This window comes from Pseudomonas sp. GW821-FHT01D09 (assembly GCF_059422465.1).
Genome location: NZ_JBWKWY010000001.1, coordinates 457,733 through 470,786, shown reverse-complemented (window position 1 = coordinate 470,786; position 13,054 = coordinate 457,733). Strand labels below are relative to the sequence as shown.

Sequence of the window (13,054 nt, the reverse complement as noted above, 5' to 3'; positions counted from 1 at the left end):
TCGGTAAGCTATCGGACTTTCGCGCAGCCCCTTTCTGCGCCTCGCCGAAAATAAGTCGCCTCCATGCCTTTTGAACTCAGCGTTGACCTCACCACCCTGGCCATCCTCGCCGTGGTGGCCTTTATTGCCGGTTTTATCGATGCCATTGCCGGCGGCGGTGGCTTGCTCACCACACCAGCCTTGCTCACCGCCGGTATGCCGCCCCATCTGGTGCTGGGCACCAATAAATTGAGTTCGACCTTCGGCTCGGCCACCGCCAGCTTTACCTTCTACCGGCGCAAGCTGTTCCATCCGCGCCAGTGGATGCACGCCATCGTCGGCACCCTGGTCGGCGCGCTATTGGGGGCCATCGTTGCCCATTACCTGCCCGCCGAGTGGCTGAACAAGATGCTGCCGGTGATCGTCTTCGCCTGCGGGATCTACCTGTTGTTTGGCGGCACGCCCAAGGCGCCGCTGGATGCCGATGCGCCGATCAAGAAGAAATGGCAATCGACCCAGGGCTTCGGCCTGGGCTTCTACGATGGCGTGGCCGGTCCCGGCACCGGCGCGTTCTGGACCGTCAGCACCCTGTTGATGTACCCCGTGGACCTGGTCAAGGCCAGCGGCGTGGCACGCAGCATGAACTTCGTCAGCAACGCGGCGGCGCTGTCGGTGTTTATCTTCAACGGTTCGGTGGACTGGATTGTCGGCCTGAGCATGGGCCTGTCGGTGATGGTGGGCGCATTCTTTGGCGCCCGCAGTGCCATCAGCGGCGGCGCCAAGTTCATTCGCCCGGTGTTTATCACCGTGGTCCTCGGCCTGACGGTGCGCCTAGCCTGGCAGCACTGGTTCAGCGTGGCCTAGACGGCGCGCCACATACAGGTCGATAAGGTAGCGGGCAATCGAGCGCGAGGCCGGCAGCGGCGGCAACTGGTGGATGTTGAACCACTGCGCATCTTCAATCTCATCGGCCTGGGGCACGATCTCGCCCCCGGCGTACTCGGCGTGAAAGCCCAGCATCATGGAATGGGGGAACGGCCAGCACTGGCTGCCCACGTACTGGATGTTCTGCACCTTGACCTGCACTTCCTCGCGCACTTCGCGGATCAGGCAGTCTTCGGCAGACTCCCCAGGCTCGGCAAACCCGGCCAGGGTGCTGTAGACCCCGCTGACAAAACGCGGCGAACGCGCCAGCAGAATCTCATCACCACGGGTGATCAGCACAATCATGCTCGGCGAAATGCGCGGGTAACTGCGCAGGTCGCAGGCCTTGCAGAACATCGCGCGCTCGCGCGGCACCTGCACCATCGCCTGGCCGCAACTGCCACAAAAACGGTGCTCGCGGGCCCAGGTGCCGATTTGCGCGGCATAACCCAGGACGTTGTACAGGCGGTGATCGTCTTGCAGCATAAAGGCGCGCAGGCCTTGCCAGCGGCAACCGGGCACCTCGCCAGGGCTGTTGAGCTCCAGCAGGTACACCGGCTCGCCATCCAGATGGCCAATGCCGTGTTCGGCCATCACCGACAGGTCCTGGCGCTTGAGCCAGGCCCTGGGAAACAGCGGCCCGTTGTCGTCGCGTAAAAAGCCTTCGCGACTCCGGGCCACAGCCCAGCCGCCCGGGGCCTCGTTGTCCAGTAGCGTTGTAGTGATCCAGCCTGGGGTCATGTTCAGTCAATCCACGAATTCGGGTTTCTGCTTGCTCATATGGGCCGCAATGGCCACGCGCAGGTCGTTGGATTGCAACATAGCCGCGTTCCAGGTGGCAACGTATTCCAGGCCGTCGTTGATGCTGTGGTCACGCATGTAGCTGATCATGGCCTTGGTGCCGGTTACGGCAATCGGCGATTTGGCGGCAATTTGCGCAGCCAGCTCCAGCACCCCGGCCAGCAGGCTTTCATGGTCGGCAAAGATCCGGTTGACCAGGCCGATGCTGCGCGCTTCTTCGGCGCCGAAGGTACGGCCGGTGTAGGCCAGTTCGCGCAGCATGCCGTCGCCGATGATGCGCGGCAGGCGTTGCAGGGTGCCGACGTCGGCGGCCATGCCGATGTCGATTTCCTTGATCGAGAATTGCGCGTCGTCAGCGGCGTAGCGCATGTCGCAGGCGCTGATCAGGTCGATGGCGCCGCCGATGCAGTAGCCCTGGATCGCCGCCAGCACCGGCTTGCGGCAGTTATCCACGGCGTTGAACGAGGCTTGCAACTGTAGGATCTTGCGCCGCAGCAAGCGCGCATTGCGCCCCACGTCCTTGCCGAACTCATTGGCCACCGAGGCCAGCATCATCAGGTCGATGCCCGAGGAAAAATGCTTGCCGGCACCACTCAATACCACGGCGCGCACGGCGTCGGTATCGTCGATCCATTGGAAGATCTCGACGATTTCGCTCCAGAACGCCGCGTTCATGGCGTTGATTTTTTCCGGGCGATTGATCTGCACATGGGCGACGTTGCCGTGGAGCTCGACGACAAAGGCTTGGTATTCGGACATGGCAGTGATCCTTGACTGGCGGCTGATAAGGCCCGAACTATAGCAAGGGTGCGTCAAGGGCGGTAAGGCTGCGCATGTGCCAAAAGCAGGACTGCATAAAAACCCCCATCAATGTGGGAGCTCTAGACAGACAGTTAGGTGGGCAGCCACAGGCGCAGGCGTGCGCCACCCAAGGGCGAGGCCTGGGCGGTGAGTGTGCCGCCCTGTGCTTCGACGGCCCGGCGGCTGATCGCCAGGCCCAGGCCGAAGCCGCCGGTGGCGCGGTCGCGGCTGCGGTCCAGGCGGTAGAACGGCTCGAAGATCCGCGCGCGCTGTTCCTCGGGGATGCCAATGCCGTCGTCATCCACCCAGATCTCGCAGCCCTTGGCGCAAACCTTGACGCCGATCTGGATACGTCGTTCGCAATAGCGCATGGCATTGCGCAGCAGGTTTTGCAGGGCGCGGGCGGTTAGGCGTGGGTCGAGGGTAAAACGCTCCACGGCGCAGTCCAGCACCACATCAATCACGATCTCGGGGTTCTCCAGCTCGTCGTCGATGCTGCCCAGGATGCTGTCGATAAACTCATCGAGCACCACCTCCACCTGCTCGGGCAGTTGCGCCGGGTTTTGCAGGCGGCTGTAGGACAGCAACTCCAGCACCAGTTCATCCAGTTCGCGGATATGCGCCACCAGGCCTTGCAGGCGTTCGCGGCTGGCCGCCGGCTGGTCTTCGGACAACGCCAGGGCCAGGCCGAAGTCCAGGCGGGTCAGCGGGGTACGCAGTTCGTGGGACACGGCGTTGAGCAGGTCACGCTGCTGGTTGAGCAGGTGCTCGATGTCATTGGCCATGGTGTCGAACACCGCCGCCAGGCTGCCGATGTTGGAGCTGGGGGGGATGTGCGTGCGTTCTTCCAGATGGCCACGGCCCAGTTGCGCGGCGGTGGCCTTGAGGCGTTCAAGGTCGCGCCAGTGCGGGCGCAGCCACAGCAACAGCCCCCCCAGCAACGCCGCGCCAATCAGCACGTTCATGGTCCAGTACAGCAGGTTCATGTCCAGCGGGTCGGGGGGGATGGTCAGCTTGACCGCCAGTTGCCCGTTGAGCGGCGAGCTGATTTCTTCCATCCAGCCCCACTCCCCCAGGCGGATCACCGGCTTGCCCTGCTCCAGCAACTGCTCTTCGGCCGGTGTGTAGCGGGCATCCTGGCGATGCAGCAATTGCACTTTCAGCGGCGCAAAATCCCGGGCCAACTGGGCGGTGACCTCCGACCAGCGCTCCACCGGCCGGCTGTGGTACTGGCGCACGATCAGGCTCTGCAAGCCCCGGGACTGTTCGATGGTGTAGTTCATGTAGCGATGATGGAAGACCTCGATGATGCCCATGGGGATCAGGTAGATCGCCGCGCTGTACGTCACGATGGTCAACAGGTAGAGACGGATCAGGACCCTGAACATGCTGTCAGCATTCCCACTCGGAACGGCTGAACAGGTAGCCCTTGCCCCATACCGTCTTGATCTTGCGCGCCTCGCCGGCATGGTCGTCGAACTTGCGCCGCAGCTTGGAAATGGCTACGTCCACCGAGCGGTCGGTGCCGTTGAACTCGATGCCCCTTAAGCGTTGCAGGATCTGGTCGCGGCTAAGCACTTCGCCAGCATGCCGCGCCAGCACCACCAACAGGTTGTATTCGCCGCTGGACAGCTCCACCGCCTGGTCGCGCCAGGTTACGGAACGTTCCGACAGGTCGATGCACAGGTTGCCCATCAGGATCTGGTCATTGGCCGCCTGTGGCTCGCTGAGGCTGCTGCGGCGCAACAAGGTGCGCACCCGGGCCAGCAACACCCGTGGCTCGCAGGGCTTGGTCACGTAGTCATCGGCACCCATTTCCAGGCCCAATACCTGGTCGTGGCTGTCATCGCGGGCGGTGAGCATCAGGATTGGCAGGCCGGCCGAGTCGGCGCGCAGCAGGCGGCACACTTGCAGGCCATCCAGGCCCGGTAGCATCAGGTCGAGGATCACCAGGTCCGGCGGGTTGAGCCTGGCCCGCTCGCGCACATGGTCGCCACGGCAGAGCACGTTGACGTGATAGCCATTGCGTTCAAGGTAACTGGCAATCAGCTCGGAGAGCGCGGCGTCGTCTTCGACCAGGAGGATGTTGGGCATGGTGCTTCCAATTAATACAGTTTCACATTAGATCGTCATTGATCAAAGGAGCTTGTTAGGATCCACAGCCGTGAAGGATATACGCACGGGTGATCGAGCGCGCTCGCACCTTACATTTCTTCACACACCACCTACACAGCTTCACAGCACCAAGCCGGGGGCGCCCGTAGGATGCGCCAGTCAATATTGGGATAAGAGCATGTCAAAGAATCTGTTTGCGCCGTTTTGCCTGTTGGCACTGACGTTGGCCCTGAGCGCGTGTGACAACTCCGCAGGCGACGCCCCGCAAATGCCCCTGGCCAAGGTACGCATCGAAACCCTCGAAGCCAAGCCCCTGTCCATCAGCAGCGAGCTGAGCGGGCGGATTGCCGCGCCGCGCATTGCCGAGGTGCGCGCACGGGTCGCCGGCGTGGTCTTGCAGCGGGTGTTCAAGGAAGGCCACGACGTCAAACAGGGCGATGTGCTGTTCCGTATTGATCCGGCGCCGTTCAAGGCCGACCTCGACAGCGCCCAGGCCAGCCTGCGCAAGGCCGAGGCCAACGCCTTCCAGGCGCGCCTGCAAGAGCAGCGCTACAGCCAGTTGGTCGAAGGCAATGCCATCAGCGCCCAGGACTACGACAACGCCCGCGCCGCCGCTCGGCAAACCGCCGCCGATGTCGCGGCCAACCAGGCGGCGGTGCAGCGCGCCAAGCTCAACCTCGGTTATGCCACCGTGACCGCACCGATCTCCGGGCGTATCGGCCGGGCGCTGGTGACCGAAGGCGCCCTGGTGGGCCAGAACGAAGCCACGCCCATGGCGCTGATCCAGCAACTGGACCCGATCCACGCCGACCTGACCCAGTCCACCCGCGAACTCAATGACCTGCGCCGCGCCTTCCGCGCCGGGCACTTGAAACAGGTGGGCCAGGACCAGGCCAAGGCCACGTTGATCCAGGATGACGGCAGCCTCTACCCGTTGCCGGGCAAGTTGCTGTTCGCGGAGATCTCCGTGGACCCCGGCACCGGGCAAATCATCCTGCGCAGCGAATTCCCCAACCCGGACCTCGACCTGCTGCCTGGCAGCTTTATCCGTGTGCGCCTGGAACAGGCCGTCGACCAGCAAGGCCTGAGTGTGCCGCAGCGCGCAATCACCCGCGACAGCGCCGGTATCCCCATGGTGTTGCGGGTAGACGCCGAACAGAACGTCAGCCAGCAGCCGGTGGAGTTGGGCGCGGCGATCAATGATCGCTGGGTGGTCAACAACGGCCTGAAGGCCGGTGACCGCATCATCGTCGAAGGCCTGCAACACGCACGCCCGGGTGAAAAAGTCGAAGTCGATGCCAGCCCCGCGCCTGTCGCCCAGGCAGCCGGCCAGTAATCAAAGGGATCAGAGACAATGCCGCAGTTCTTTATTGACCGCCCGATCTTCGCCTGGGTGGTCGCCTTGTTTATCCTGCTGGCCGGCGCCCTCGCCATCCCGCAGTTGCCCGTGGCGCAGTACCCCAACGTCGCACCGCCGAAAGTGGAAATCTATGCGGTGTATCCGGGCGCGTCGGCGCAGACCCTGGACGAAAGCGTGGTCAGCCTGATCGAGCAAGAGCTCAACGGCGCTGATCACCTGTTGTATTTTGAATCCCAGAGCAGCCTCGGCTCGGCCACCATCACCGCAACCTTCCAGCCGGGCACCAACCCGGAAATGGCCCAGGTCGACGTGCAGAACCGCCTCAAGGCGGTGGAGCCGCGCCTGCCGCAAGCCGTGACCCAGCAAGGCCTGCAGGTGGAGAAAGTGTCCGCCGGTTTCCTGTTGCTGGTGACCCTGACCTCCAATGACGGCAAGCTCGATGACGTAGCGCTCAGCGATTACCTGGCGCGCAACGTGATGAACGAGCTCAAGCGCCTGGACGGCGTGGGCAAGGCGCAGTTGTATGGCGCCGAGCGGGCGATGCGCATCTGGATCAACCCACAGAAGCTGATCGGCTTTAACCTGACCCCGGCCGATGTCAACGCCGCGATTGCGGCACAGAACGCCCAGGTCTCGGCCGGCAGCATCGGTGATTTGCCTGGCACCCACACCCAGGAAATCACCGCCTCGATCCTGGTCAAGGGCCAGCTCTCAACCCCGGCCGAGTTTGCCGACATCGTGCTCAAGGCCAACCCGGACGGCTCCACCGTGCGCATTGGCGATGTGGCGCGCGTCGAGATCGGCAGCCAGGAGTACCAGTTCTCCACGCGCTTGAACGGCAAGCCGTCCACCGCCATCGGCGTCCAGTTGACGCCCGGCGCCAACGCCTTGAACACCGCGACCCTGGTGCGGGCGAAGATGGACGAACTGTCGCGCTACTTCCCGGCCAATGTCGAGTACAAGATCCCTTACGACACCTCGCCGTTCGTCAAGGTCTCGATCACCAAGGTGATCTACACCCTGGGCGAGGCGATGCTGCTGGTGTTTGCGGTGATGTTCCTGTTCCTGCAGAACATCCGCTACACCCTGATCCCGACGCTGGTGGTGCCGATTGCGCTGATGGGCACCTTTGCCACCATGCTGTTGCTGGGCTTCTCGATCAACGTGCTGACCATGTTTGGCATGGTGCTGGCCATCGGCATCCTGGTGGACGATGCGATTGTGGTGGTGGAGAACGTCGAGCGGATCATGGTCACCGAAGGCCTGTCGCCCAAGGAGGCCACGCGTAAGGCCATGGGCCAGATTACCGGGGCAATCATCGGGATTACCCTGGTGCTGGTGGCGGTGTTCCTGCCAATGGCCTTTATGCCAGGCTCGGTGGGGGTGATCTACCAGCAGTTCTCCCTGTCGATGGCGACCTCGATCCTGTTCTCGGCGTTTCTCGCCCTGAGCTTGACCCCAGCCCTGTGCGCCACCCTGCTCAAGCCGATTGCCAAAGACGAGCACCATGCCAAGGGCGGGTTCTTTGGTGGGTTCAACCGCCGCTTTGAACAACTGACTGACCGCTATGAAGGCTGGGTCGCCTATGCCCTCAAGCGCAGCGGCCGTTACCTGCTGATCTACCTGGTCTTGCTGGTGGGCCTGGGGTTCCTGTTCAGCCGCCTGCCCGCCTCGTTCCTGCCGGTGGAAGACCAGGGCTACACCATCACCGATATCCAGTTGCCACCGGGCGCGAGCAAGAACCGCACGGTGCGGGTGGCCGAGCAGATCGAGGCGCACAACGCCAGCGAGCCGGGCGTTGGTGATACGACGATGATCATGGGTTTCAGCTTCTCCGGCTCCGGGCAGAACGCGGCGCTGGCGTTTACCACGCTCAAAGACTGGTCCGAGCGCAGCAGCGACGATTCGGCGGCCTCGATTGCCGATCGCGCCAACATGGCCTTTACCGAGCTCAAAGATGCGATGGCGTATGCCGTGCTACCGCCGCCGGTGGATGGCCTGGGCACCTCCAGCGGCTTTGAGTTCCGCTTGCAGGACCGGGGTGGCGTGGGCTATGCCGCGTTGATGGCGGCGCGCACCGAGCTGCTGGCGGCGGCGGAAAAAAGCCCGATCCTGGCCAATGTGCGCGAAAGCGCCCTGGCCGAGGCGCCACAAGTGCAGCTTGAGGTGGACCGCAAGCGCGCCAATGCCTTGGGCGTGTCGTTTGCCGATGTGGGCAACCTCCTGTCCTCGGCTATTGGCTCGGCCTATATCAACGACTTCCCCAACCAGGGGCGCATGCAGCGCGTGGTGGTGCAGGCCGAAGGCGACCAGCGCAGCCAGGTTGAAGACCTGATGAAGATCCATGTGCGCAACAACGTCGGCAAGATGGTGCCGTTGTCGGCGTTTGTCGAAGCGCGCTGGGTCCAGGGCCCGGCGCAGTTGACCCGTTACAACGGCTACCCGGCCATCGCCATTTCCGGTGAGCCTACGCCAGGGCACAGCACCGGCGAGGCCATGGAAGAAATCCAGCGCCTGGTCAGCCAACTGCCGGCGGGCCTGGGTCAGGAATGGACTGGCCTGTCCTTGCAGGAGCGTTTGTCTGGCTCCCAGGCGCCGCTGTTGTTGATGCTGTCGCTGTTGGTGGTGTTCCTGTGCCTGGCGGCCTTGTATGAAAGCTGGTCGATCCCCACCTCGGTGCTGCTGGTGGTGCCATTGGGCGTACTGGGCGCGGTCATGGCGGTGTCGCTGCGCGGCATGCCCAACGATGTGTTTTTCAAGGTCGGCCTGATCACGATTATCGGGCTGTCGGCGAAAAACGCGATCCTGATCATCGAGTTTGCCAAGGACCTGTATGACCAGGGCGAAGACCTGATTGACGCGACATTGAAGGCCGCACGCCTGCGCCTGCGACCGATCATCATGACCTCGCTGGCGTTTATCCTCGGTGTGGTGCCGTTGGCGATTGCCACCGGTGCCAGTTCGGCGAGCCAGCAGGCGATTGGGACCGGGGTGATCGGCGGGATGATCACCGCGACCCTGGCAGTGGTGTTTGTGCCGGTGTTCTTCGTGGTCGTCATGAAGCTGGTGCGCAAACGCAAAGGTTGATCAGCCCCCTGTAGGCGCCGGCAAGCCGGCGCCTACAGAAATAGGCTATGGTGCTCACCTATCCTGTGTTTGTGAGCCCCCATGCCCTTTCTCGCCCGCACCCACCCTCGCCTGTCCGCCGCTGCCGTGCTTGGCCTGGCGATAGGCATCCTCGCCCCCTTCGACGCCCTCCTCACCCAGGTCCTGATCGGCTGGAACGCCGGGGTCTGGACCTACCTGGTGCTGATGCTGCGCCTGACCATCCGGGCCAAAGCCGAGGACGTCAAGCGCATCGCCGAGGTCGAGGATGAAAACGCCGGCCTGGTGTTGTTCATGGTGTGCATTGCCGCGATTGCCAGCCTGGTGGCTATTGCCGTTGGCCTAGCCGGCAACAAGGACCTGGGCACTGCCGAGCGCTTGTTGCATTACGGTTTTACCGGGGTGACGGTGATGGGTTCGTGGCTGCTGATCGGGGTGATTTTCAGCGTGCATTATGCCCGCCTCTATTACACCTGGGAGGGCAAGGAGCCGGCATTGCGCTTTGCCGAAGGGTTGCTGACCCCCAACTACTGGGACTTCCTGTACTTCTCCTTCACCATCGGCGTCGCCGTGCAGACCTCGGATGTAGGTGTGGCTACCCGGGCCATGCGCAAGGTGGTGTTGGGGCAGTCGTTGATTGGGTTTCTGTTCAATACGGCGATACTGGGGTTCTCGATCAATATTGCGGCGGGGTTGTTCGGTTAGCCTAAGTGCCAAAAAGTCTTAAAACCAGTCAGCTTAGACTGTCATTCCTGACAGTAGAAAAACCTTTGAAAAGGCGTCTAATGATATCGAGCCAGGTTTGGGGGCCGGTTCCAGGACATTCATAAGTCACTCCCTTCGTCCCCTGTTAGTTTTGACAGTTTACAGCCCAGGCCTACTGCTATTCCATGACTCGAACAGAGCCGTCGAAACCTCTGTGACTCGCACAATCATCAGCGATGGAGAAGCGATCATGACCGTACCCGCGCAACAGTTGTCCCCTGAGCAAAAAAAGTTGCTGTACCCCAAGCCCCTTACTGCAACAGGCACATTCAACGCAACTATCGATGCAATACCGGTCCACTTTCAGACCTTGACCCTGGTGCATGACCGTGAAGCGGCCATCTACCGCCTTGTAGCACGACATGCTGATCCCGCAGTCACGGTGAAAAAAATCACGATTGAACTGCCCGATATCATTCGCGAGGCGCAGGTTATAGAACTGAGTAAGTGGCAGTCCAATAAGGTCAATGTCTGGTATGCCGTCAAGTCCCCTACGATTCATTACGTCGTGCGATGCTCCACGGGTACTTTGATCATTACTGGCTTGGAGGGTGGCATCATCAAAATCAGCGGCACGCTGGATGGCACCACCGATAAGGATGTCAACGGGAACACCCACACACTAGAGGTCAATTTTGACGTAACCAGTTGATCGCTTATGCAAGAGCAAAAAAAACGCCCGTATCTTTCGATACGGGCGTTCATAAGCGTCAAGTCTTTACCAACTGTAGCGTACACCTACGTTGGCGCCCCATGGCTGCTCGACCTTGCCGCCGCTGCTGTGCTCAAGGTCGGCGTGCAGTTGCAGGTTTTGCGACAATTTAACCGCAACGCCCGCACCAAACTCAGCGCGTGAACCCGACAGGTCGTTGTTGAACACATTGTTGTTGACCTTGACCTTATTGTTATTGGCAAACTCATGCACCATCGCCGCCCGCAGGTAGGGCTGGACCACGCTGCCACTGTCGAGCTGGATGTCACGCCCCACCGTCGCACCGGCCTTGGCCATGATCGAACGGGTGCGCTCGCCATCGGCGTGCAGGCCATTGTCCAGGTTGTAGTTGGCGCCCTGGATCACCACGGTGGACAGCTGCGCATATGGCTCGACAAAAAAACCGTCGTCCAGCTTGATATTGCGGCCGAACTCCGCCGACAGACCGCCACCCGTGTTGGCGTACTTGCCCTTGGATTTGGTGCCGTCACTCAAGCCGACCTTGGACTCGTTATGGAAACGGTTGAGCTTGGCCACGGCGTCGAAATACAGACCGCTCTCTTCATCCAGCCAGGTTGCATAAGCCCCCACGTAGTAGCTCTTCACCGTGCCTGACGTACCGCGCTTGAGGTTCAGGTCCGACGTACTATGGCCGGCCATCACACCCACCAGCCACTGGCTGTCGGCCAACGGTGTATCAGCACCCAGGGTAAAGCCCTGCTGGTTCTGGTTGTAGCCAACCCCGGTGCTCTCGGCCACCTTGTATTTGTTGCCATAACCACGCATCCACACACCTGCCTGGCCAGGCTCGAAACGCAACTCGCCCATGCGCGTACGCAGGGAGGTCGCCTCGCCGTACCAAACAGTGGGGGCGGTATTGAACAGTGCCATGACCGAGCGAGTCGCCGGGCTGATCACGCGATTGTTCGGGTCGAGAAACCAGTCGGTGCCCTCCTTTTTCAGACCATAGGAATAGGCACCCACGTCGACGAAATCGCCCACCAGTGAGAACTGCGCGTCGCCCCCGCCGGTATGCACGATACGAATCTCTTCGGGGCTGACCGGCTCCACACCGCTGGCTTCAAGCAACAGGCTGTGATTACCGTTGGCCTCGCCGCTGATATTCAGGAAGTCCGTCATGCCGTTGGCAAAATCGGTGCCCATGACGAAGGTGCCGTTGCCGTCGAGGCTGTCCAGGTCCAACTGATAGAACGCATCGGTATGACCGAATATCACCGTACCGTCCACCAGGTTCAAGGCACCCACCTGGCTGTCGGCGGTCAACTCCCAGTACGACCCGTTGCCTACGTTCAAGCTGGTGACATTCTGCAGTTGGCCTTTGAGCCCGGAGCTGTTTTCCAGGTTCAAACGCGCCGTGCTGCCATCTTCGACAATGACGTCGCCTTTCAACTGGCTGCTATCGACATTCATGTTCGCCTGGGCACCGCCGTTGACTTCCAGCAGCACGCCATTGCCACCGGTCAGGGTTGAGCCATTGCGCACGTCGATTTCAACTTCCATCTCCTCGCCAGGGTAACCTTCGACGACAATGGCCGAGCCGCTGCGCCCTTCGACGCTGGAGTTATTGAGCACCAGTTTGCCGGCACTGCTGTTGCCAACGTCGTTGGTAAACAACACGCCACTCTTTGCGCCAATGATGCTGCTTTGGCTGGCAGTCGCCGTTGCACCGTCGAGCCACACGCCATAACTATCGGTGCCGGTGCCTTCGACCACGGTGTTCTGGTTGAAGTGCAACTCAGCATTGCCGCTGGCTATTGCCCCGCTCTTTTCCCCCCGGATGATGCTATTGAACACCTGGGCAATGCCGCCCTTGCCGGAATTGAAACTCTGGAACGCCTGCAGACCGAAAGTTGTGTTGCTGGTGATGGCACTGTTGCGAATGATGGCCGTGCTGTCATCCAGGCGCACCGCCCCCCATATCGAGTGGTTGGATTCAACAGTGGCACCGTCAACGTTGACGGTGGAGCCCTGCGTCGCACGGATATCTTCGATCCGGCTGCCGGCATTGACATTCAACGTTGAGTCGTTGGCCTGGATATGTCCGGCGCGAGCGCCATTGACGGTCAGCTCGGACTTACGATCCAGCTGCCAATCATTTTTCAGCTCATGGGGGCCAATGGTCCTTGACTCACCGATCAGCTGACCGGCTTGGACATTTGTGTGCACCGCTGCAAGCAAAAGCACGCTAATGGCTGGAACATGCATCATCTTGCTCAAGGGCTTGAGCTCGAATCGGGTAGGTAATGACATCGGGGTTCACTCTCTGGGTAGCGCCTCTAAAAACGGCTTGGCTCGTTCCCGCGGAATGAAGCCTCACCTCTGTAAGGCGCAGAGGTTACGTAGTGAACGTACTGATGACTGTAGGACTAATCCGATCAAAGAATGGGCATAGGCACCGCAGTGGCATGGAAAACGGCACAACTGGCAAACTGATCCGTTCACAAAGCAGTCATCCATTGCTACCCGATGCA

The 13,054-nt window shown here is 61.4% G+C and carries 10 protein-coding genes; 5 read left to right on the top strand and 5 right to left on the bottom strand.

Annotation, left to right across the window (positions count from 1 at the left end; translation table 11 throughout):
- Window positions 1–63 precede the first annotated feature (63 nt).
- Complete coding sequence (locus AC07W7_RS02215) at window positions 64–843, top strand: TSUP family transporter (protein ID WP_076961028.1); 780 nt, start codon at window positions 64–66, stop codon at window positions 841–843.
- Here AC07W7_RS02215 and nudC read toward each other — a convergent pair.
- The 4 genes from nudC to AC07W7_RS02195 all read right to left on the bottom strand — a co-directional run bounded on the left by nudC (window position 811) and on the right by AC07W7_RS02195 (window position 4,599).
- The gene (gene nudC / locus AC07W7_RS02210) at window positions 811–1,644 is read right to left on the bottom strand and encodes an NAD(+) diphosphatase (protein WP_076961029.1); all 834 of its coding nucleotides are present in this window, start codon (window positions 1,642–1,644) and stop codon (window positions 811–813) included. The two genes, AC07W7_RS02215 and nudC, sit on opposite strands and share 33 nt — an antisense overlap.
- A 6-nt stretch (window positions 1,645–1,650) precedes the next feature.
- Complete coding sequence (locus AC07W7_RS02205) at window positions 1,651–2,463, bottom strand: crotonase/enoyl-CoA hydratase family protein (protein ID WP_076961030.1); 813 nt, start codon at window positions 2,461–2,463, stop codon at window positions 1,651–1,653.
- 134 nt (window positions 2,464–2,597) lie between these two features.
- Entirely contained in the window at window positions 2,598–3,893 is a 1,296-nt protein-coding gene (locus tag AC07W7_RS02200) for an ATP-binding protein (RefSeq protein ID WP_076961031.1), read from the bottom strand.
- A gap of 4 nt (window positions 3,894–3,897) precedes the next feature.
- Window positions 3,898–4,599, bottom strand: coding sequence for a response regulator (locus AC07W7_RS02195; RefSeq protein ID WP_076961032.1), 702 nt, complete (start codon window positions 4,597–4,599; stop codon window positions 3,898–3,900).
- 199 nt (window positions 4,600–4,798) lie between these two features.
- Here AC07W7_RS02195 and AC07W7_RS02190 point away from each other — a divergent pair, with 199 nt between their 5' ends.
- The 4 genes from AC07W7_RS02190 (at window position 4,799) to AC07W7_RS02175 (ending at window position 10,502) form a co-directional block, all read left to right on the top strand.
- Window positions 4,799–5,956 (top strand): efflux RND transporter periplasmic adaptor subunit, encoded by a 1,158-nt coding sequence (locus AC07W7_RS02190; RefSeq protein ID WP_495038548.1) that lies wholly within the window; start codon window positions 4,799–4,801, stop codon window positions 5,954–5,956.
- Between the two features lie 18 nt (window positions 5,957–5,974).
- A complete protein-coding gene (locus AC07W7_RS02185; protein WP_495038547.1) occupies window positions 5,975–9,067 on the top strand; it encodes a multidrug efflux RND transporter permease subunit in 3,093 nt (1,030 codons plus the stop codon).
- 81 nt (window positions 9,068–9,148) lie between these two features.
- Window positions 9,149–9,790 (top strand): DUF1345 domain-containing protein, encoded by a 642-nt coding sequence (locus AC07W7_RS02180; RefSeq protein WP_076961035.1) that lies wholly within the window; start codon window positions 9,149–9,151, stop codon window positions 9,788–9,790.
- 250 nt (window positions 9,791–10,040) lie between these two features.
- The gene (locus AC07W7_RS02175) at window positions 10,041–10,502 is read left to right on the top strand and encodes a hypothetical protein (protein ID WP_495038546.1); all 462 of its coding nucleotides are present in this window, start codon (window positions 10,041–10,043) and stop codon (window positions 10,500–10,502) included.
- A gap of 66 nt (window positions 10,503–10,568) precedes the next feature.
- Here AC07W7_RS02175 and AC07W7_RS02170 read toward each other — a convergent pair whose 3' ends face one another.
- Complete coding sequence (locus AC07W7_RS02170) at window positions 10,569–12,833, bottom strand: autotransporter outer membrane beta-barrel domain-containing protein (protein WP_495038545.1); 2,265 nt, start codon at window positions 12,831–12,833, stop codon at window positions 10,569–10,571.
- Window positions 12,834–13,054: the final 221 nt, after the last annotated feature.